The sequence below is a fragment of the Burkholderia sp. 22088 genome (genome assembly GCF_052045915.1).
GTDB classification, from domain to species: domain Bacteria; phylum Pseudomonadota; class Gammaproteobacteria; order Burkholderiales; family Burkholderiaceae; genus Burkholderia; species Burkholderia cepacia.
Genome location: NZ_JBQEPY010000018.1, coordinates 26,281 through 45,497, shown reverse-complemented (window position 1 = coordinate 45,497; position 19,217 = coordinate 26,281). Strand labels below are relative to the sequence as shown.

22 protein-coding genes and 1 riboswitch are annotated in these 19,217 nt (G+C 67.0%); of the genes, 13 read left to right on the top strand and 9 right to left on the bottom strand.

Annotated features, from left to right (window positions below; translation table 11 throughout):
- Positions 1–51: 51 nt before the first annotated feature.
- On the bottom strand, positions 52–831 hold the full coding sequence (locus ACTJLD_RS30045) for an SDR family oxidoreductase (RefSeq protein ID WP_440660363.1): 780 nt from the start codon (positions 829–831) through the stop codon (positions 52–54).
- Positions 832–970: 139 nt separating this feature from the next.
- Here ACTJLD_RS30045 and ACTJLD_RS30040 point away from each other — a divergent pair, with 139 nt between their 5' ends.
- From ACTJLD_RS30040 to ACTJLD_RS29985, 12 genes are all read left to right on the top strand, one after another.
- Entirely contained in the window at positions 971–1,807 is an 837-nt protein-coding gene (locus ACTJLD_RS30040) for an alpha/beta fold hydrolase (protein WP_440660362.1), read from the top strand.
- Positions 1,808–1,873: 66 nt separating this feature from the next.
- Positions 1,874–2,662 carry an SDR family NAD(P)-dependent oxidoreductase gene (locus ACTJLD_RS30035; protein ID WP_027791706.1) on the top strand — a complete coding sequence of 263 codons (789 nt, stop codon included), beginning with the start codon at positions 1,874–1,876 and terminating at the stop codon, positions 2,660–2,662.
- 32 nt (positions 2,663–2,694) lie between these two features.
- Positions 2,695–3,444 carry an electron transfer flavoprotein subunit beta/FixA family protein gene (locus ACTJLD_RS30030; RefSeq protein ID WP_440660361.1) on the top strand — a complete coding sequence of 250 codons (750 nt, stop codon included), beginning with the start codon at positions 2,695–2,697 and terminating at the stop codon, positions 3,442–3,444.
- Between the two features lie 16 nt (positions 3,445–3,460).
- Entirely contained in the window at positions 3,461–4,405 is a 945-nt protein-coding gene (locus ACTJLD_RS30025) for an electron transfer flavoprotein subunit alpha/FixB family protein (RefSeq protein ID WP_440660359.1), read from the top strand.
- 2 nt (positions 4,406–4,407) lie between these two features.
- Complete coding sequence (locus ACTJLD_RS30020) at positions 4,408–4,935, top strand: acyltransferase (protein WP_027791703.1); 528 nt, start codon at positions 4,408–4,410, stop codon at positions 4,933–4,935.
- Between the two features lie 94 nt (positions 4,936–5,029).
- Positions 5,030–5,278, top strand: a complete 249-nt coding sequence (locus ACTJLD_RS30015) for a hypothetical protein (protein WP_027791702.1) — start codon at positions 5,030–5,032, stop codon at positions 5,276–5,278.
- A gap of 87 nt (positions 5,279–5,365) precedes the next feature.
- A complete protein-coding gene (locus tag ACTJLD_RS30010) occupies positions 5,366–5,725 on the top strand; it encodes a hypothetical protein (protein ID WP_440660358.1) in 360 nt (119 codons plus the stop codon).
- 39 nt (positions 5,726–5,764) lie between these two features.
- Positions 5,765–6,064, top strand: coding sequence for a hypothetical protein (locus tag ACTJLD_RS30005; protein WP_021164379.1), 300 nt, complete (start codon positions 5,765–5,767; stop codon positions 6,062–6,064).
- Positions 6,065–6,244: 180 nt separating this feature from the next.
- Entirely contained in the window at positions 6,245–6,889 is a 645-nt protein-coding gene (locus ACTJLD_RS30000) for a DUF1326 domain-containing protein (RefSeq protein WP_027791701.1), read from the top strand.
- Positions 6,886–7,677 (top strand): DUF2182 domain-containing protein, encoded by a 792-nt coding sequence (locus tag ACTJLD_RS29995; RefSeq protein ID WP_440660357.1) that lies wholly within the window; start codon positions 6,886–6,888, stop codon positions 7,675–7,677. The genes ACTJLD_RS30000 and ACTJLD_RS29995 overlap by 4 nt, the downstream gene beginning before the upstream one ends.
- A gap of 66 nt (positions 7,678–7,743) precedes the next feature.
- Positions 7,744–8,091, top strand: a complete 348-nt coding sequence (locus ACTJLD_RS29990) for a copper-binding protein (RefSeq protein ID WP_060371928.1) — start codon at positions 7,744–7,746, stop codon at positions 8,089–8,091.
- 280 nt (positions 8,092–8,371) lie between these two features.
- On the top strand, positions 8,372–9,820 hold the full coding sequence (locus ACTJLD_RS29985) for a collagen-like triple helix repeat-containing protein (protein WP_440660355.1): 1,449 nt from the start codon (positions 8,372–8,374) through the stop codon (positions 9,818–9,820).
- A gap of 122 nt (positions 9,821–9,942) precedes the next feature.
- Here ACTJLD_RS29985 and ACTJLD_RS29980 read toward each other — a convergent pair whose 3' ends face one another.
- On the bottom strand, positions 9,943–10,404 hold the full coding sequence (locus ACTJLD_RS29980) for an Lrp/AsnC family transcriptional regulator (RefSeq protein WP_027791696.1): 462 nt from the start codon (positions 10,402–10,404) through the stop codon (positions 9,943–9,945).
- A 116-nt stretch (positions 10,405–10,520) separates the two neighbouring features.
- Between ACTJLD_RS29980 and ACTJLD_RS29975 the strand changes: the two genes are divergently transcribed.
- Positions 10,521–11,153, top strand: coding sequence for a LysE family translocator (locus ACTJLD_RS29975; RefSeq protein WP_440660354.1), 633 nt, complete (start codon positions 10,521–10,523; stop codon positions 11,151–11,153).
- Here ACTJLD_RS29975 and ACTJLD_RS29970 read toward each other — a convergent pair.
- From ACTJLD_RS29970 to ACTJLD_RS29940, 7 genes are all read right to left on the bottom strand, one after another.
- Positions 11,150–11,575, bottom strand: a complete 426-nt coding sequence (locus tag ACTJLD_RS29970; protein ID WP_440660352.1) for a DUF6331 family protein — start codon at positions 11,573–11,575, stop codon at positions 11,150–11,152. The genes ACTJLD_RS29975 and ACTJLD_RS29970 overlap by 4 nt on opposite strands.
- Positions 11,576–11,594: 19 nt before the next feature.
- Positions 11,595–12,590, bottom strand: coding sequence for an alpha/beta hydrolase (locus tag ACTJLD_RS29965; protein ID WP_440660351.1), 996 nt, complete (start codon positions 12,588–12,590; stop codon positions 11,595–11,597).
- Between the two features lie 22 nt (positions 12,591–12,612).
- Positions 12,613–13,185, bottom strand: a complete 573-nt coding sequence (locus tag ACTJLD_RS29960; RefSeq protein ID WP_124838521.1) for a TetR/AcrR family transcriptional regulator — start codon at positions 13,183–13,185, stop codon at positions 12,613–12,615.
- 402 nt (positions 13,186–13,587) lie between these two features.
- The gene (locus tag ACTJLD_RS29955; RefSeq protein WP_440660350.1) at positions 13,588–14,433 is read right to left on the bottom strand and encodes a GNAT family N-acetyltransferase; all 846 of its coding nucleotides are present in this window, start codon (positions 14,431–14,433) and stop codon (positions 13,588–13,590) included.
- Between the two features lie 204 nt (positions 14,434–14,637).
- Positions 14,638–15,207 carry a YdeI/OmpD-associated family protein gene (locus tag ACTJLD_RS29950; RefSeq protein ID WP_440660518.1) on the bottom strand — a complete coding sequence of 190 codons (570 nt, stop codon included), beginning with the start codon at positions 15,205–15,207 and terminating at the stop codon, positions 14,638–14,640.
- 236 nt (positions 15,208–15,443) lie between these two features.
- Complete coding sequence (locus ACTJLD_RS29945; protein WP_124671578.1) at positions 15,444–17,372, bottom strand: TonB-dependent receptor domain-containing protein; 1,929 nt, start codon at positions 17,370–17,372, stop codon at positions 15,444–15,446.
- 341 nt (positions 17,373–17,713) lie between these two features.
- Positions 17,714–17,906: riboswitch (cobalamin riboswitch) on the bottom strand.
- A gap of 89 nt (positions 17,907–17,995) precedes the next feature.
- A complete protein-coding gene (locus tag ACTJLD_RS29940) occupies positions 17,996–19,051 on the bottom strand; it encodes an AraC family transcriptional regulator ligand-binding domain-containing protein (protein ID WP_440660348.1) in 1,056 nt (351 codons plus the stop codon).
- Positions 19,052–19,217: the final 166 nt, after the last annotated feature.

Genomic DNA, 19,217 nt, shown 5'->3' with positions numbered 1-19,217 from the left:
GACTTCCCTAGGACTGGCAACGATCGCGCGACGCCGCGTGCGCGACGCGTGTCATCGCGCGTTGGCCTGTGCCGCCGACAGGAACGCGGGCCGTTCGCCGCCGCCGTCGAGCCGCAGGTTCGCCCCCGACGTGTACGACGCGTCGGACGACGCAAGAAAGAGGCACGCGGAGGCAACGTCGTCGGGTGTCGCGAGGCGGCCGGCGGGAATCGTCGCGCGGATCGCGTCGAGCGCATCGTCGTCGCCGTAGTGGCCTTCGGTGGCTGATTCCGTCTGCACGAGGCTCGGGCTGATCGCGCACACGCGCACCCGCGGCGCCCATTCGACCGCGAGCGACGTGACCGCATTGACGAGGCCCGCTTTCGCGGCGCCGTACGCGGCCGTGCCGGGCGACGGCCGCGACGCGCTGACGCTCGCGATGAACAACATCGCGCCGCCTTCGGGCTGCGGCTGCATGATCGCGTTCACGCGCTGCGCGAGCTGCAGCGGCGCGATCAGGTTCAGCCGCACGATCGATTCGGTGAAGCGCGGCGACGCATCGGCCGCAAGCGCGAACGGCGAGCCGCCCGCGTTGTTGACGAGCACGTCGAGGCGGCCGGCCTCCGCGCGGATCGTCGCGAGCATCGCGTCGACCTGCTCGATGTCGCGCAGGTCGGCCGCGACGAATGCCGCCTCGCGGCCGTCGGCCGCGGGCGGCGTGTCGGGCGCGCTGCGTCCGCAGACGAACACGCGCGCCCCCGCCGCGAGAAACCGTTCGGCGATGCGCCGCCCGATGCCCTTGGTGCCGCCCGTCACGAGCACCGTCTTGCCGCTGTAGTCGAATCCGTTCATCGTCTGCCTCCGTTTCGGTGGGCCGATGATAGGAAGAAGCGCGCGCGGCTTCGTAGTCTGAAAGGATGATGCCGGCCGGCGCCGGCGACGCAATCATCGTGGTCAGGCATCCATCGAACGACGAAGGAGACAACCCGCGATGACGATCCCCACGACGCCGCCGGCCGGCATCTTCACCGACGTGCCGGGCGGCCTGCGCCTGCACCACTACGAGGCGGGCGAAGGCCGGCCCGTGGTGTTCATCCACGGCAGCGGCCCGGGCGCCAGCGGTTTCAGCAACTTCAAGCACAACGTGCCCGCGTTCGCGGCGGCCGGCCATCGCGCGATCGTCGTCGACCTGCCGGGCTACGGGCAGTCGTCGAAGCCGTCCGACGTCGCCTATACGCTCGATTTCTTCGTCGGCGCGCTGCATGCGCAACTGGACGCGCTCGGGATCGGGCCGGCCGTGCTGCTCGGCAATTCGCTCGGCGGTGCGATCGCGCTCAAGTACGCGCTCGATTACCCGGACGAAGTCAACGGGCTGATCATGATGGCGCCGGGCGGCGTCGAGGATCGCGACACCTATTTCCGGATGGAAGGCATCCAGCGGATGGTGAAGCTGTTCACCAATCGCCAGATGAATGACGACACGATGCGCGAGCTGCTGACGCTGCTCGTGCACGATCCGGCGATCGTCACCGACGCGCTCGTGGCCGAGCGGATGAAGGTGTGCGTCGAGCAGCCGACCGAAGTGCTCTCGACGATGAGCGTGCCGAACCTGACCGGCGCGCTCGGCGACCTGCGCTGCCCGGTGCTGGGTTTCTGGGGAACGGACGACCGTTTTAATCCCGTCGGCGGCGCGCTGAAGTTCCTCGAACGCTGCCGCGACGCGCGTTTCGTGCTGATGAACCGGTGCGGCCACTGGGTGATGGTGGAACACGCCGACTATTTCAATCGGGAATGCCTCGATTTTCTTGCGGCGCGGAATACGCGATAACGCCGGATGCCCGCGAGGGCCTGCCCCGATGCGGGCGGGCCGTCTGATCACATACATGGAGACGACATGAAGCTCATCGAAGACCTGTTCGACCTGCGCGGCAAGGTGGCCGCGATCACCGGCGGCGCGCGCGGCATCGGCGCGGAGACGGCGCGCACGCTGGCCGCGGCCGGTGCGAGCGTCGCGATTCTCGACGTGCTGTCGCAACCGGCGGAAGCGCTCGTCGAGGAGATCCGCGCGCAGGGCGGCCAGGCCGCGTTCTGGTCGCTCGACGTGACGCAGGAAGCCGACGTGGCACGCGTGTTCGGCGAGATCGTCGCGCGCTTCGGGCGCCTCGACGTGCTCGTGAACAACGCGGGCATCGAAGGCCACAACGTGCCGACGCACGAGCTCACGCTCGCGCAGTGGCAGCGCGTGCAGGACGTGAACGTGAACGGTGTGTTCCTGTGCACGCGTGCCGCGATTCCGCATATCGACGCGGCCGGCGGCGGGTCGATCGTGAACCTGTCGTCGATGTACGGGATCGTCGGCGGGCCCGACGTGCCCGCGTATCACGCGTCGAAGGCCGCGGTGCGGATGATGGCGAAGGTCGACGCGATGCTGTACGCGGCGAAGAACATCCGTGCGAACTCGGTGCATCCCGGCTATATCCGTACGCCGATGCTCGAGGAAGCGTTCCGCCAGATGGGGCAGGACCCGGACAACGTGTTCGGTTATCTGCAGACGCATGTGCCGATGGCGAAGATCGGCAGCCCGCGCGACATCGCGGCCGGCATCCTGTATCTCGTGTCGCCGGCCGGCCGTTATGTGACGGGCGCGGAGCTCGTGATCGACGGCGGTTATACCGCGCGCTGACGCGGCGATCGCACCACAAGGGAGACGTGCAGTTGAAAGTGCTCGTGGCAGTGAAACGCGTGGTCGACGCGAACGTGAAGGTCGGCGTGAAATCCGACCGGACGGGCGTCGACATCGCGAACGTGAAGATGTCGATGAACCCGTTCGACGAGATTGCGGTGGAAGAGGCCGTGCGGTTGAAGGAAGCCGGTGTCGTGACCGAAGTGGTTGCGGTGTCGGTCGGTGTCGCGCAGGCGCAGGAAACGCTGCGCACGGCGCTCGCGATCGGCGCGGATCGCGCGATCCTCGTCGAATCGAACGACAGTGTTGAACCGCTGGGCGTCGCGAAGGTGTTGAAGGCGCTGCTCGACAAGGAACAGCCGTCGCTCGTGATCCTCGGCAAGCAGGCGATCGACGACGATTCGAACCAGACCGGGCAGATGCTGGCCGCGCTAGCGGGTTTGCCGCAGGCGACGTTTGCATCGAAGGTGGGGGTGGCCGACGGGCGTGCGACGGTTGCGCGCGAAGTCGACGGCGGCGCGGAAACGCTGTCGCTTCAACTGCCGGCCGTGGTGACCACCGACCTGCGTTTGAACGAGCCGCGCTACGTGACCTTGCCGAACATCATGAAGGCGAAGAAGAAACCGCTCGAGATCGTGCAGCCCGGCGACCTTGGCGTGGATGTGACGCCGCGTTTGAAAGTGCTCAACGTGAACGAGCCGCCGAAGCGCGCAGCCGGCATGAAGGTGCCGGACGTGCAGACGCTGGTCGCGAAGCTGAAGACCGAAGCCAGGGTGCTGTAACAGGGAACGCAACGAAATGACGATTCTGGTAATTGCGGAACACGACAACGCATCGATCAGGGCCGCGACACTCAATGCGGTGGCGGCTGCGCAGGCACTCGGCGCGGCAGGCGGCGGTGACGTGCATGTTCTGGTCGCGGGCCACAACGCGCAAGCGGCGGCCGACGCGGCAGCGAAGATCGCGGGGGTATCGAAGGTGCTGCTGGCCGATGCGCCGCAACTCGAAGCAGGTCTCGCGGAAAACGTCGAAGCGACCGCGTTGAACATCGCGAAGGACTATTCGCACATCCTCGCGCCGGCGACTGCTTACGGCAAGAACATCGCACCGCGTATCGCCGCGAAGCTGGACGTCGCGCAGATATCCGAGATCACGGCGGTCGTGTCGGTTGACACGTTCGAGCGCCCGATCTACGCGGGCAACGCGATCGCGACGGTGCAGTCGAGCGACCCGATCAAGGTCATCACGGTGCGCGCGACGGGTTTCGATCCGGTGGCAGCGGAAGGCGGCAGTGCGTCGGTCGAGAAGATCGAAGCAGCGGCAGACACTGGCAAGTCGCAGTTCGTGAGCCGTGAAGTGACGAAGCTGGACCGTCCGGAACTCACGAGCGCAAGCATCATCGTGTCGGGCGGCCGTGGTCTGGGCAGCGGCGAGAACTACACGAAGGTGCTGGAGCCGCTGGCGGACAAGCTGTCGGCAGCACTCGGCGCATCGCGCGCGGCAGTCGACGCCGGCTACGTGCCGAACGACTACCAGGTCGGCCAGACCGGCAAGATCGTCGCGCCGCAGCTTTACATCGCGGTGGGCATCTCGGGTGCGATCCAGCATCTGGCCGGCATGAAGGATTCGAAGGTGATCGTCGCGATCAACAAGGACCCGGAAGCGCCGATCTTCAGCGTGGCCGACTACGGCGTGGTCGGCGACCTGTTCACGCTCGTGCCGGCAGCGGTCGCGGCGCTCTGACGATGCCGCTGTTCGAATTCAACGGGATGCGGCCGCGCGTCGATCCGTCCGCGTACGTTGACCCGAGCGCGGTCGTGATCGGCGACGTGACGATCGGCGCGCGCTGCTACATCGGTCCGCATGCGAGCCTGCGCGGGGACTTCGGCGCGATCGTCGTCGAAGACGGCAGCAACGTGCAGGATGGCTGCGTGCTGCACGTCGGGATCGGCGAGACGTGCCGGCTCGGCGTCAACAGCCACATCGGCCACGGTGCGATCGTGCATGGCGCGACGCTCGAACCCGACACGATGATCGGAATGAATGCGGTCGTGATGGACGGCGCGACCATCGGCGCCACGACGATCGTCGCCGCGTGCGCATTCGTGAAGGCCGGCTACGACGTGCCGCGCGGCGTGCTGCTCGCGGGCATGCCGGGGCGCGTCGTGCGTCGGCTGAGCGACGCGGAGATCGACGCGAAGGCGAACGGCACGCGGATTTATCAGCAGCTGGCGGCGGATTGCCTGAGGACGATCAGGCGGATCGACGCGTGAGCGAAGGGCATCCGGGGGCAGGATGCGACGGATTGCCGGGCAGGTTGCCGTTGCCGTAAGATCGGCACTGGCTTTCCACCGGCATTCGCGTCACATGAAAAAGAACGTCCGTTTGCGGCTCACGGTCATCGCGTCGGCTTTTGCTGTCTACAGCGTTTATATGCACATCCAGCAGTTCATCAGCGGCTGCGTGTGGGTCAGGGGCCATCAGCGCTGCAGCTTCGAAAACAGCGCGAATTTCGAAGGCTGGATGGATCTCGACCTGATGATCGCCTGTTGCTGGGTCGCCGCGGCGGTGGTGGGCTGGATTTCCGTCGTGCAGGCCACGAAGAAGCCGGGCTGAAGGCGGGCACTTCCGCCGCGCGAATCCGGGTTCTGTCAATCCGTGACAACGATCATCGATGCCGTGCCGTCCGCGGTCGGCACGCATGTGCGGCTGCTCGAGGAGGCGATCGGCGAATCGTCGCTCGAGCGCGTGCTGCGGCTGACGCTGACGCCGGCCGGCAAGATCCTGCCGGCATCCCCTGCGCAAGACGCCGCCGGAATGCCGGCAGGTCGACTCCGTGTTCCGCCCCCATTCGATCGGGACGATGAAGCGCGTTGCCGGCGCAAGCGAAAGCATCGCGATCCTGAGCAAGTTCGATATCACCGCGTAGTACCGTCGGAGGTTCCGATTTTCCGGCCGATCCGCGATTCCGCGTTTCGCCGCGACGTGCTTGCGCTCGCGCGCCGCGAGCGGCACGGCCTGCTGCCGGCCGGCGTTGTGCTTTTCCCCTCCGCGCCGGGATAATGATCCGGCGTCGCGCGGGATGCGCGAGGGGAGGCTCCCATGCAATTTCCGACGGGATCGGTGGTCGCGCTCAGTTCGGCCGCCGCGACGATGTTTTCGATGGGCATGCTGTTTCTCGGCTACTGGGGATTGCACGAACCGTTGCCCTGGCGGTTCGGCGATTACGTCGTGATCGTGCTCGCGCTCGCGGGTTTCGCGTGCCTCGCCAGCGTGCCGTTCCTCGCGACTTCGCCGATGAAGACGGCCGGCGACGAGTCGCGGATGCTCGTCGCGCGGCGCGTGTTTCTGTGCGGCGCAAGTGCCGTGTGGTGTGCGATCGTCGCGTCGCTGGTCGTGTGACGAGCGGGCGTGACGTCTCGACCCGAGCGGCCGTCCGCGAGCCGGTCGACGCGTCATGCGCGACACCGGAATTTGCGGGTTTCCCCCGTCGTATCGGTCATCCGTTCCCGCTTTGATTTCCCCGATGCCGTGCACTAGATTCGAAGCATTCATGTGTGTTACAGCGCGCGAGGTGAAGCCATGACGCCGTGGGAGATTCAGGGTACCGAAATGATGAGCTGCAATTGCTCATACGGATGCCCTTGCCAGTTCAATGCACCGCCGACCCACGGCGGATGCGAAGCAATGGGTGCGATTTCGATCGACAGCGGCCACTACGGCGACGTGGTGCTCGACGGCGTCAGGATCGCGGTCGTGTTTCAGTGGCCGGGCGCGGTCCACGAAGGCCGGGGCAAGTGCCAGCCGATCGTCGACGAGCGCGCGAGTCCCGCGCAGCGCGAAGCGGTGCTGAAGATCATGACCGGTCAGGATACCGATCCGTTTGCGACGATGTTCGCGGTATTCGCGTCGACGCTCGAGCACGCGTTCGAGCCGATCTTCACGAAGATCGATTTCGACGTCGATGTCGATGCGCGGCACGGCCGGATTCATGTCGACGGTGTGTTCGACGTCGCGGGCGATCCGATCCGCAACCCGGTGACGGGCGCCGAGCATCGCGCGCGGATCGACCTGCCGAACGGCTTCGAGTACGAACTCGCCGAGATCGGTTCGGGCACCGGGCGCTCGCAGGGCAACATCGTGCTGAACCTCGACGGAACCTATGCGCAGTTCGCGCGGCTGCACCTGAACAACCACGGGCTGATCCGGCATCGCGCGGCGGCATGACTCCGTTCGATACCTGGCTCGGACGCGAGCGCGTCGTCACGCTGCTCGGCATGGCCGCGCTCGTCGGCGTGTGCTGGTTCTACCTGTGGACCGGCGCGGGCACCGGCATGTCGGCGCTGCAGATGACGGCGGTCGCGCTCTTTCCGCATCGGCTGACGGGCGACATGGGCAGCATGGATCCGTCGCTGCCGACCGTGATCGCGATGTGGTGGGTGATGATGATCGCGATGATGACGCCCAGCGCGGCGCCGCTCGTGATGCTGTACCGGCGCGTGCTCAGGCATCGCGGCGCGGACGGCGCGGCGGCTGCGTTGACGTCGATGTCGCTGCTGGCCGGCTATCTGGCCGCGTGGTTCGCGTTCTCGGTCGGCGCGGCGTTGCTCCAGGAACTGCTGCAGCCGGCCGGGCTGATCTCCGCGATGATGCTGTGGTCGAAGAGTGCGGTGCTTTCCGCGGCCGTGCTCGCGCTGGCCGGGCTTTATCAATTCTCGCCGCTGAAACGTGCATGCCTTCGGCAATGCCGCGCGCCGGCGGCCTTTCTGGTTGCGCACTGGCGCCCGGGCATCGCGGGCAGTTTCCTGCTCGGTGCGCGACACGGGATGTATTGCGTCGGGTGCTGCGGGATGCTGATGGCGCTGCTGTTCGTCGGCGGCGTGATGAACGTCGTGTGGATTGCCGCGCTGTCGGTGTTCGTGTTCGCGGAAAAAATCCTGCCCGGCGGCGAGCGCGCCGGGCGCGTTCTGGGTGTCGTGCTGATCGCATGGGCCGGTGCGACGTTGTTCGTTTGAGCCGGGCATCCGCGTCGCGGCTTCGATGAACAACAGGAATGTCTTCGGAGCCGGGGGGGACGATCGATGAAGACCTGCTTTCACGCGTTCGCCGCGTGGGGCGCGGCGGCAGTCGTTGCGATGCCGGCGTTCGCGGGCAGCGACATGCCTGCGATGAGCATGGGGCGTTCGACGATGTCGGCGCCGGATGCGGCGCTGACCGATGCCGAGGTCAAGGAGATCGATGCCGGGCGCGGGCTGGTCATGTTGAAGCATGGCGCGCTCGACAACGTCGGGATGCCGCCGATGACGATGGCGTTCAAGGTCGGGGATGCGGCGATGCTGACGTCGCTTCATGTCGACGACAAGGTCAGGGTGCGCGTCGAAAGCGTGAACGGCACGCTTACGATTGTGAAGATCGTGAAGCGTCGGTGACGACGCGGGTATGTGCAATGTGCCGGGACCGGCGGTGTGCGGTCCCGGCCGTTTTTTTGGGCGTCGTGCTACGTAACGCCGGATCGGTGTTACGTCGGTGCTGCCGGAACGCACGGTCGGATCGAACGCAGCGGGTGGAGGCGCGGGCGATGTGCTGCGCGGGAGTATGGCGTCGGCAGGGGCGCTGCGGTGCGGCGGCGGGATCGTTACAGGAACCGACGGGTATGGCACGGTAGATGCTTGCAGGAAGGATCGCGCTGAATTGCGGACGGGGGCTTCCATGCAAAATCATTTCATCAAGGCGAACGTTGCGCTCGCCGCGGTTGCCGCGGCGTGTGCGCTGGCGGCTTGTGGCGGCAGCGATGTCACGGCGCCGAAGCCGGGTGGTAACAACATCGGAACGAGTACGAGTGGAACGGGCGGGACTAGCGGCACTAGTGGCACGAGTGGAACCAGTGGCACGAGCGGAACTAGTGGCACGAGTGGAACCAGTGGCACGAGCGGAACTAGTGGCACGAGCGGAACCAGCGGCACGAGCGGAACCAGCGGCACGAGCGGAACCAGCGGCACGAGCGGAACCAGCGGCACGAGTGGAACCAGCGGCACGAGTGGAACCAGCGGCACGAGTGGAACCAGCGGCACGAGCGGCACGAGCGGCACGAGTGGGACGAGTGGGACGAGTGGGACGAGTGGGACGAGTGGGACGAGTGGGACGAGTGGGACGAGTGGGACGAGTGGGACGAGTGGGACGAGTGGGACGAGTGGGACCAGCGGCACGAGTGGGACCAGCGGCACGAGTGGAACGAGCGGCACCAGCGGCACCAGCGGCACGAACGGAACCGGCGGCACAAGCGGCACCAGCGGAACCCCCGGCACGAACGGCATCATCAGTTCCGTCGGCGTGGTCGTCATGGATGCCGGCGCCACGATCAGCGGCGTGAGCCCGCCCGGAGTCGGCAAGGGCGTGACCACCGGCCTCGGCAACACGGTCACGGGCGTGGGCACGATCATCAGCGACACGTCGAACGCCGTGAGTAACGGCATCGGCCAGACCGGTTTCACGGCGAACCCCGTCGGCACGACGGTCGCCGGGCTCGGCTCCATCGTCGGCTCGGTCGGCAATCCGGTCGCCGGCCTCGGCGACACGGTGAAGGCGCTCGGCACCGGCCCGCTGTCGCCGTTGGCGCCGCTCACGACACCGGTCGGCGGCCTGCTCGACACCGTGTCCGGCGGCATCAAGACGGGCGGCACCATGCTCGGCTCGGCCCTGTCGTCGGGCCCGGTCCAGCAGACGACGCAGGCGATCAGCACGGCGATCACGCCGCTCGTCACGACCGTCGGCCAGGTCACGCAGCAGGTCGGCACGGCGACCGGCCTCGGACAGCCGGTCGCGGGCCTGCTCGGACAGATCGGCGGCGCGATCACGTCGGCGGGATGGAAGGTGACGTCCACGTCGCCCCAGCCGCTGGTCGGCGGCGTCGGCGGGCTCGTTCGCGCGGTCGGCAACACCGTGACCAACGTGGGCGGCCTCGTGAACCCGAGCGGTGCGAACGGCGCGGTGCCGGTGGCGGGCCTGGTGACGAGCGTGGTCGGCGGCATGCCGGCGACCGTTCGCAACGGTTCCGCGACCGGCGCGGACGGCGGCTCGCCGCTGGGTGCGCTCGCCAATCCGCTCGCGCCCATTACGGGGCTGGTGGGCGGCCTGCTTGGCGGCGTGGCCGGCAAGTAGCCGATCGGTCCGGATCGTCACGGCGGTAACCGGCCAGATGAAGATTGGCCTCCGGTTACCGCCGGCCGGGATTGCTCGATGGTCTCCTGCTGAAAGCGGAGCGGGCGGGGCCGCTCGACGCGTCAATCGCGAACGATGTCGCGCGGCGACGGCGGCCGCGCCAATCCGCGTGCGGGCAGCGGCGTCGACATCACGATCGACGTGCGTGTTTCGCCGTACAGGTTGATGCGCTCGATCAGTTGTTCGAGATGGGTCATGCTGATCGCGACGAGTCGCATTACATACGAGTCCGCGCCCGTCACGTGATGGCATTCGACGACTTCGGGAATCGTCTCCAGCAACCGGAGGAATTTCGCTTTCGCCGGTTGCGGCACCGTGATGCCGATCAGCGCGCTGACCGGATAGCCGGCGGCGGCAGGATTGATCCGCGCGGTGTAGCCCTCGACGACGCCGGCCGCTTCGAGGCGCTTCACGCGCTCCGTCACCGCCGGCACCGACAGGTGCACCTGGCGCGCCAGCTCCGTGTAGCTGATGCGGCCGTTGGCCTGCAACAGCGCCAGTACCTTCCAGTCCAGATCGTCCATCGCGGTGGAATTTTTTAAGGTGAAGCCGCCATTTTTCCTTAAAAACCGCATTCAGCGATGACCGGACTTTCCCTACGATGCCTGTTCAACGCGTCACATGTCGCAAGGAGCAGGCGATGCTGTTCATCAAGTCCGTCGTAATGGGGCTGTCGATCGCGGTGCCGGTCGGCCCGATCGGCATGCTGTGCATCCAGCGCAGCCTGAGCCGCGGCTTTCAGGCGGGATTCGCGACGGGCGTCGGCGCCGCGTGCGCCGATGCGATCTATGGCCTGCTCGGTGCGCTCGGCATCGCGGGTATCGTCACGGCGTTCCCGATGCTGACCGTCGGGTTGAAAATCGCTGGCGGCGCATTCCTCGTGTGGCTGGCGTGGACCATCGCGCGCCAGGCGCCGGCCGCGTCGATGGCGCAACGCGACCTGCCGCGCACGACCGTCCTGCGCGATTTCCTGACGACGTTCGGCCTGACGCTGTCGAACCCGATGACGATCCTGTCGTTCGTCGGGATCTTCGCGGCGCTCGGCCCGCTGTCGGGGGCGCGGGAAGGCGCGATGTGGCCGTCCGTGGCGCTGATGGTCGCCGGTGTGTTCACCGGCTCCGCAACGTGGTGGCTGTGCCTGAGCGGTACGACCGCCGCGTTGCGCACGCGGATGTCGTTCGCGTTCATGCACGGGCTGTCGCGCGTGTCGGCCGCGGTCGTCGCGGGGTTCGGCGTGATTCAGGTGGTCGCGGGCGTGCGCGGCGTCATTTAGGTCGATGCGTCGCGCGCATCGCGCTGCGACCGGATCGCGTCGATAGTCGTCCGGATATGCGTGAGCAACTCGACTAACACCGCCTTCCTGAAAAACTGGTTCATCCGCGTGCTGACGACGAGATCGGACGGCAACGCGTCGATCGCACGCTGAACCGACAGCAGATCGTCGGCGAGCCGTGCCAGCGCAGCGCGATCGAGCGTGCTCACGGCGACCGCGATCTCGTCCGGCCAGAAACCGAATGCGTCGATGCCGCAGCATGCGGCGACACAGTCCGTCTCCAGTGCATCGATCAACGACATGACCCCGGCCAGACAGGGATCGATCGCGACCGCCTGCGCCTGCCCGCCCGACAGATCGCCGAATTCGATCCAGCGATCCGGGCCGATGCCGATGTCGTCCTTGTGGGGTTTGCCGTTCATCGTCTGACGCTCGACGGATTCAATTCAATGCAGGCAAATGCGCACGCACGAAGCGCGCGATTTCCTGGCCCAGTTCCATGTCCTCGGGCGCGCCCATGAACCCGCCATGCGGCATGCCTTCGAACAGGTGAAGCTCGGTCGGCACCTGCGCGCGCCGCAATGCGCGGTGCAGGCGGACCGCGTTCGACAGGAACAGGTCGCGTGTGCCGCTCTGGATGAAGGTCGGCGGGAAACCGACAGCGAAATCGCCGAACAGCGGCGACAGATACGGATGCGCGAGATCGGCGCCGTTCGCGTAGAGCAGGTTGTTCGGCATCAGCGACGTCGGCAACACCACGTCGACGAGGCGGTTGGTTTCGAAGCTGTCGCCGGATTCGGTCAGGTCGACTTCCGGCGACAGCAGCACCAGCGCGGCCGGCAGCGGCAGCCCTTCGTCGCGGGCGCGCAGCACCATCGCGGCGGCGAGGTTGCCGCCCGCCGAGCGCCCGCCGATGACGATGTTTTCCGGTGCGTAGCGCTCCAGCACGTACGCATACGCGGCGATGCAATCGTCGAGTGCGGCCGGATACGGATGTTCGGGCGGCAGGCGATAGTCGACGCCGTAGCATCGAATGCCGAGCCGGTCGGCTTGCATCTGCGCGCCGGCGCGGCATGCGGCGCCGCCGCCGAGAACCAGCGCACCGCCATGCAGGTCGATGTACGCGCATTCGCCGGAAGCCACTGCCTCGGGCGTGGCGACGTGCACGTCCGCAGCGCCGGCCCGGATCGTCTCCACGCTTGAACGCAGATGACCGCCGAGCTGCTCGATGGCCGCCGCGTAGTGCGCGTCGGCGGCCGCCTTCACGCGCATCCATGCGTCGAAATCGTCCGGGGCAGGCATCACGTGCAGCGCGTTCAGCGGCACGCCGTCGCTGCCGACCAGCCGTTGCAACGCGGCTCGCGCCTCTTCGCTGATCGAGGCCGGGAAGGGGACGACACGGCTCGGCAGGACCACGCCGTCGGGTTGGTCTTTCATCGATTCAGCTCCGTTGGGCGAGTCATGCGGCGCAAGGCCAGTGGCGCAGCATCACGTCCAGCGCATCGAGACTGCGCAACCACGACGCGTCGGAAGCCGGTGCACTGTGCGAGAACCCGCCGGCGCTTTCGAGTGTGACGTAGCCCATGAAAAAGCCGCCGAGCAGGCGGATCGCATGCGGCTGCTCGGCTTCCGGCATGTCGTAGCTGCGCAGCACGGCCGAGGTCATCCTGACGAGCCGGCCGCCGGCGCTTTCAGCGGCGCGCTCGGCGCTCAGCGGGTGGCGCGCGGCTGCAAAACGGCCGGGGTGCTCGCGCGCGTAGTCGCGATAGACGTTGGCGAGCGCTGTCAGCGCGTCCTTGGCGGTACGGCCGGCCAGTGCTTCGGTTGCGCGATCGGCGAGCTCCCTCAGCGCGAAGAGTGCGATCCGGCTCTTGAGGTCGTCGAAACTCGGGACATGGGAGTACAGGCTGGCGAGCTTGACGTCGAAGTGACGCGCGAGCGCTGCGCCGGTCAGGTGCTCGAAGCCGGTCTCATCGGCGAGCTGTGCGCCGGCTTCGACGAGTTTGTCCAGGGTGATGCCGGCGCGTGCCATGACAGATGCTATTCAAGTTAGTCAAGCGGCTAATTGTATTAGGTTTGGCGGGGTTGTCAATTTCCCGGGCGTGCCGGTTCTGCCTGTGCGTCATTGGGGTGACGTGTTCCGGTGCGTCGAAGCGCTATGGCTTCATGTGATCGGGGATGGCCGCTTTGGTCGGGTGTCGTGCGTCAGGAAGCGGAGACAAACATGTGCCGGGCATGTAAGCCACATCCACCCGGCTGTCGCGGCGATCGGGATCTGCGTCGTCTGCGCATCACCCGTTCCGACGGGTGGCCCGTTGATGCCCGCACGATGCCCGTACCTGCCGTACAAGGGCCGTAGAGGGCGGAATTACCCAGCCACGCTTGCTGACGTTGCATCGCGTAGCGACTTGGGCGTCCGCCCTGTTCGTGATGATTACCCCAGCTCGAACGACGTCACCCCGAACACGCGCTCGATTGCAATCGGCGGCGCGTCTTGCGTGTACATCCGCGCGGTTTCGAAGACGCTCGTCATGCCGTGCCGTTCCGCCAGCGCGACGGCTGCGGGGTTCGTTTCCGGCACGTCGAGCACGATGACCTCGCCGGGCATGCGCGCGGCCAGCGCGCGAAACAGCCCGGTGGCAACGCCTGCGTCGTCGGCGAACAGCGGGCCGACCTTGCAGCCCGCCTTGCAGCGGCGCACGACACCGTATCCGGCGATACGGCCGGCGTCGACGGTCACGAGCGCCACGGCATCCGGCTGCGCGATCCACGCGGAGACGAAACGCGCGCGTGCCGCTGGAAAGCACTGGCGGTCGTAGGCGAGCAACTGCTCGAACGGCACGTCGGCCGCGGCTGTCACGTGCGCGCACCCGATGCCGTCCACGCGCCCCTGATAGCGGATGTTGCGGTACGCGAGCGCGAATCCGGACTTCCGGTAGTTCGCCTGCTGGGCCACGACACCATCGAGCCCGATGTTGCGATCGGCGAGGTAACGCATGCCGTGCTGCCAGATTCGGATGCCGAAGCCCTTGCCGCGAAACCCGGGTTTCACGATGTAGAGGCCGATGAAACCAAAGCGTTCGTCGTAGGCGACGGCGGCGAGGCACGCGACGGGCTCGCCGCGCCAGACGCCGACGAAGAACCCGGCCGGGTCCGCTTCCCTGAAACAGGACGGATCATGCAGGCCGGGGTTCCAGCCTTCCGCCGCCGCCCATTCGATCGACATGGCTACCTCGTCGGCCGACATGGTGCGCACGATGAAGTATTCGTGTTGATCCATGATTCACCTCGGTCGCTGCGCTCGGGAATGCGCGTTGCGTTACGTGAAATGCATCGAGGAAGCGTGGGCCGGCAGCCCCGTGGCTGCCGGCCGGATCATCATAGTCCGAAGAATGGAACGAGTGTGTGATGGCCGATGCCGAGCCGAAGCGGCCGTGATGGGTCATATACCCGACGTTCGGGAAAATCTCCGTCAGCGAAAAACTCATGGATGGAAGGTTTCGCCACGCAGCAGCATGTCGATGAACTCTCCGATTTTGCGCGCCCTTGTTTCGGGCCTTTTGGCATTCTGTATGCGATACAGAATCGCATAGCGGTTACGGCTGTTCAGGGTTGCGAAGAATTTCTTGGCGCCAGGATTGGCGTCCAAGGCCGCCTGCAGGTCGTCCGGCACGGTCGAGTTGCTGGCCGACGTATAAGCAGCGTTCCAGCGGCCGTCCTTCCGGGCTTTCTCGATTTCGCACATGCCGGGCGGGCGCATTCTGCCAGCGGCGATCAGTGCTTCAGCCCGGTCCTTGTTGAGTTGCGACCACAGGCTTTTTGCGGAGCGTGGGGTGAAGCGTTGCAACCAGTATTGGTCGTTCCCGGCCCGCTTTTGACCATCGATCCAGCCATGGCAGAGGGCGCTTTCCAGCGCCTGTTCGTAGGTGACGGTTCGCTGCCCGGTGCCTTTTTTCGCCAGACGCAGCCATGCGCCGGTTGAAGTGCTGCCGTTTTCCCCTAACCAGCTTTCCCATTCGATCTGACTGGCAAACGTGAGCGTGCATTCGGTCATGTCGATGTCCTGAATGGTGAGTACATCCACGGGGATGGGCGTCCGCAGTCTAACAGTGTTGATACGGACATTGACGCCCGTGGCGCGACCGAAAGACCGGCAGATCCGCAGTCACCAGCCCGTCGACGGGTTTGGGTCGCAATACCGTTTCCCATACCCGGTGACGGAAGCATCGAACACCGCTTCCCGACGGGAGACCTTGCCGCCCACCGCGCCAAGGCCTCCCCATCCACCCGTCAGAACGTGTAACTCACCTTCCCGAACGCCGTCCGTCCAAGCGTGTTGTATCCATACGCGGTCATGTACTGCCGGTCGAACAGGTTCGACACCGTCGCCGACACCGTCAGGTGCGAATTGATCCGGTACGACGCGCGCAGGCCCACCGTCAGGTACGACGGCAGATAGGTCGAGTTGGCCGGATCGTCGAACGTCGTGCCGCCATAAAGCAGCGACGCCCCCGTGCTCAACGCATGCAGGTGGAGTTCATCCCACGTGTGATCGATGTTGACGCTGACCGTCTGGCGCGGACGGCGGCTGAGCCAGGAGTCGTTGGTCTCGTCCTGCGGATTCAGGATCCCGACCGCGACGCTCACCGGCGTCGAGCGGCCGATCGTCCCCTTGTACGACAGGTCGATGCCGCGAATATGCGCGCGACCGATGTTCATCGGAGAGAACGTCGCCGGGTTGTACGCGATCAGGTTGGTGACCCGCGTGTCGTAGATCGCGGCCGTGAACGTACCGTACGACGTGTTCGCATCGACCGCGGCCTCGACCGACGTGTTGCGTTCCGGGCTGAGCCCCGGATTGCCGTAGCCGGGGTAGTACAGGTCGTTGAACGTCGGCAGCTTGAACGCATTGCCGTACGACACGCGCGCCGTATACACCGGCGTGATCGCCCACGACAGCGCCGCGTTACCCGTATTCACCGACTGCCCGGCGATGATTTCATGGCGCCCCGCGAGGAACATCGTCACGCTGCCGAGCGTCGCCGACTGATGCAGCGAGAACGCGGAATCGTTGCGCGTCGGTATGCCGCCCGGAATATCGACCGGCAGGAACGCCTGCTCGCGCGTGAAGTCGTACGCGAGCTTGGTCTCGCCCGACAGCGGCAGCCCGAACAGGTGGAACCCGCGTTCCTGATGCGTCAACGACGTCGACGTGCTGATGCGCTGCGAATTGATCTGGTCGGTCGGGATGGCCGGATCGCTCGCGTAGAGGAACTGTCGATCGTTCGCATAACCGAACGACTGGTCGAACTGCGTGTCGGGTGTGATGTCGAGGTGGAACGCGATACCGGTCGTCAGCTGATGATCGAGCTGGCGGTTCGCATAACCGCTGTTGTCGTAGGACAGATCGGACCGGTGATACAGCGCGAACGTCGAGATCGACCAGTTGTCGCGCGCGTAGCCGAGGCGCGCATCGAGATCCTGCGCGTGGTACGGGTTGCGGCCGGCCTCATGGTACGGCAGCACGGGCCGCGTCGAGTCGATGCCGGCCGTGTTGTACGAGCGCAGGCCGAGCGAGTAGGTGAGCCCGCCGAGCGCGGCGAGCGGCCCGGTCGACGGCACCGTGCCCGACGTGCGGAGCTGCGTGTCGAACGTCTTGTTCGACCCGCCGCCGAACGACACGGTCGTCTGGTTCGGCTGGTTGGCGGCGCGGCGCGTGAAGAGCTGCACGACGCCGCCCATCGCATTGGCGCCGAACGACGCGGCAGCCGGCCCCGAAATCACTTCCACGCGTTCGAACGCTTCGGTCGGCAAGTCGGCCCACGGCGCGATGCCAGTGGTCGGCGAGCCGATCCGGATGCCGTCGATGAACACGGCGACCTGGTTGGCCGACGAGCCGCGGATGCTGACCGACGCGGACGAACCGGGGCCGCCGTTCTGCGAGACGGTCACGCCGGGCAGCGTCGCAAGCGCCTGCGTGATGCTCGGGTCGCTCGGCGACAGCCGGTCGAGATCGGTGCGCGTGAGCACCTGGGTCGTCGCATAGCGTTGGTCGAACGACTCGGGCAGGCGCCGCGTGTCGGTCACGTTGATCGTCGGCAGGTCGGTGCCTTCGGCGGCCGGGGCCGGTTGCGAAACCGCGGTGTCGCCGGCGGCGTGGGCGAGGGGCGAGAGGAGCGCGGTCGCGGCGGACGTGGCAAGGAGGTGTCGAATCTTCATGAGGCTGTCGTTGTCGTCGGGCTGCGCCGGCGTCGATCGTGAGCGGGCGGCGCGCAGCACCGGTCTTGTTATCGGTGGTCGGGTTATCGCGCGACCGGGCTGGGCAGGCCGGTGTCGCGGGCGTCGGCGCGGCGCATGCCGGCGGATGCCGTCGATAGGGAACGGCACGCGCGTGCGGGCGGGCCGTGCAGGCCGGCGGCGTGCCGGCGCGGCGCTTCCGGTGCGGAAGCGGATGCGGTAACAATGGACATCGGGCGATCCTGAGGTCGGGCCGTCCATGCAGCGGGCGACCGCCAACGGCGGTGCCTGGCGCGCCGGGACACCCCGCCCGGTGCGGCTGCCTGGACCTCGGGTCGATGGCAGGTCTCCTGGCTCGCGGGTCGTCATTCGTGCAGGCCTTCCCGGTTTCCCAGTGGCACGCAGTGGCACGAATTCACCGCTCACAGTTGCGGGGGCAGCCGCAGATTCGAGGCATGGCCTCTCCTGCGTTCCCTTTTGATCCCGTCTCCGGGCACCATCAGCGCGCAAGGGTAATGGCGGGCGCGCCGCCGCGTCAAATATCCGGCGACGCAGGGATGCGAAAAAACGTCATTGCCGGGCAGGACCTTTCTAAATCCTTTCTTTCAGGCGTCGGCGCCGCGTTTCATGTCTGATGAAACAAGGTGGTTCGAAGCCGTGCGATCGCGCCTGAACCGGCTCGGCGCGACCCCTGTCCACCGGACGAACGCGCGGCGAAACGCCTCCTCGCCGCCGAACCCGAGATGCGCGGCGACCCGCGCGACCGGCCAGTCCGATTCGCGCAGGCAGCGTTGCGCGGCTTCGGCGAGACACTGCTCCTTCAGCGCGTGATAACCGGTGTGCTCGGCCGCCAGCCGCCGCCGCAACGTCGCCTCGCTGACGCCGAGCCACGCGGCCAGTTCGGCGAGCGCCGGCAACGCCTGTTCGTGCGCGAGCGCCGCATCGAGGAAACCGCGCACCTGCTGCGTCCACGACACGACGGCCGGTGCCGCATCGATCAGGCGAAACGGAAAATCGACGAGAAACGCGTCGAGCTCGGCCGGCTGCCGGATCACGCGGCACGCGAGCTGCGCCGCATCGAACGCGAAACCGTAGGTCTTGCGGCCCACTTCAACCGGCGCATTGAACAGTCCGAGCAGTGGCATCGCGTCGTCGCGGCGCGGATGGCCGAGCCATACGTCGGTCGGCCGCAACGGCTGCCCGATCAGCCAGCCGAACAGCTGCAGGTAGCAGAACAGCCCGGTCAGGTCGACCAGGCACGCGGCCGGGCTGCGCGTACGCCGCAGCGAATCCATCCGGAACAGCGCACGCCCGTCGCGCACCGCAAGCGTCAGGTGACCGGCGCGCGGCTGCAGCATTTCGCAGAACTCGGCCGCACAGCGGATCGCGTCGGCGAGCGTCGCGCAACTCAGCAGGCAGCGGCACATCAGGTCGACTTCGCGCTTGCGCATCGGCGGGTGGCCGTCGCCGCGCGCGACCCGCGCCTCGAGCCGCTCGATCGCGTCGCGGTACAGCGCGACGAAATCGCCCGGTGTCGCCGCCGGGCGAGGCGGCGCCTCGCGGTCGGCCGGCGGCGCGCCGCTGCGCGTGAGTTCGCTCAGCAGGCGCGCGCCGAGGCCCGGCAGGATGCGGCCGCGGGCCGGCATGGCGCGCTGTTTCATGAGTTTCCCGATCTGATCGTTGCAACAGGGGCCGGTGAGCGGGCCGGTAGGGGCCCGCTCATCGCCGCCACGCAAGAATGCTATCCACGCCGGCTGCCCGCGGCCTCGCCGGAACGGCGTAGGCCGGCCGCCGATCCCTGTCACGAACGACCACGGACGACACGCG

Bases quoted from the DNA above. Each gene is read 5' to 3' on its own strand.
- ACTJLD_RS30045 (WP_440660363.1), bottom strand. From the start codon at position 831: ATGAACGGATTCGACTACAGCGGCAAGACGGTGCTCGTGACGGGCGGC.
- ACTJLD_RS30040 (WP_440660362.1), top strand. From the start codon at position 971: ATGACGATCCCCACGACGCCGCCGGCCGGCATCTTCACCGACGTGCCG.
- ACTJLD_RS30035 (WP_027791706.1), top strand. From the start codon at position 1,874: ATGAAGCTCATCGAAGACCTGTTCGACCTGCGCGGCAAGGTGGCCGCG.
- ACTJLD_RS30025 (WP_440660359.1), top strand. From the start codon at position 3,461: ATGACGATTCTGGTAATTGCGGAACACGACAACGCATCGATCAGGGCC.
- ACTJLD_RS30020 (WP_027791703.1), top strand. From the start codon at position 4,408: ATGCCGCTGTTCGAATTCAACGGGATGCGGCCGCGCGTCGATCCGTCC.
- ACTJLD_RS30015 (WP_027791702.1), top strand. From the start codon at position 5,030: ATGAAAAAGAACGTCCGTTTGCGGCTCACGGTCATCGCGTCGGCTTTT.
- ACTJLD_RS30005 (WP_021164379.1), top strand. From the start codon at position 5,765: ATGCAATTTCCGACGGGATCGGTGGTCGCGCTCAGTTCGGCCGCCGCG.
- ACTJLD_RS30000 (WP_027791701.1), top strand. From the start codon at position 6,245: ATGACGCCGTGGGAGATTCAGGGTACCGAAATGATGAGCTGCAATTGC.
- ACTJLD_RS29995 (WP_440660357.1), top strand. From the start codon at position 6,886: ATGACTCCGTTCGATACCTGGCTCGGACGCGAGCGCGTCGTCACGCTG.
- ACTJLD_RS29990 (WP_060371928.1), top strand. From the start codon at position 7,744: ATGAAGACCTGCTTTCACGCGTTCGCCGCGTGGGGCGCGGCGGCAGTC.
- ACTJLD_RS29985 (WP_440660355.1), top strand. From the start codon at position 8,372: ATGCAAAATCATTTCATCAAGGCGAACGTTGCGCTCGCCGCGGTTGCC.
- ACTJLD_RS29980 (WP_027791696.1), bottom strand. From the start codon at position 10,404: ATGGACGATCTGGACTGGAAGGTACTGGCGCTGTTGCAGGCCAACGGC.
- ACTJLD_RS29975 (WP_440660354.1), top strand. From the start codon at position 10,521: ATGCTGTTCATCAAGTCCGTCGTAATGGGGCTGTCGATCGCGGTGCCG.
- ACTJLD_RS29970 (WP_440660352.1), bottom strand. From the start codon at position 11,575: ATGAACGGCAAACCCCACAAGGACGACATCGGCATCGGCCCGGATCGC.
- ACTJLD_RS29965 (WP_440660351.1), bottom strand. From the start codon at position 12,590: ATGAAAGACCAACCCGACGGCGTGGTCCTGCCGAGCCGTGTCGTCCCC.
- ACTJLD_RS29960 (WP_124838521.1), bottom strand. From the start codon at position 13,185: ATGGCACGCGCCGGCATCACCCTGGACAAACTCGTCGAAGCCGGCGCA.
- ACTJLD_RS29955 (WP_440660350.1), bottom strand. From the start codon at position 14,433: ATGGATCAACACGAATACTTCATCGTGCGCACCATGTCGGCCGACGAG.
- ACTJLD_RS29950 (WP_440660518.1), bottom strand. From the start codon at position 15,207: ATGACCGAATGCACGCTCACGTTTGCCAGTCAGATCGAATGGGAAAGC.
- ACTJLD_RS29945 (WP_124671578.1), bottom strand. From the start codon at position 17,372: ATGAAGATTCGACACCTCCTTGCCACGTCCGCCGCGACCGCGCTCCTC.
- ACTJLD_RS29940 (WP_440660348.1), bottom strand. From the start codon at position 19,051: ATGAAACAGCGCGCCATGCCGGCCCGCGGCCGCATCCTGCCGGGCCTC.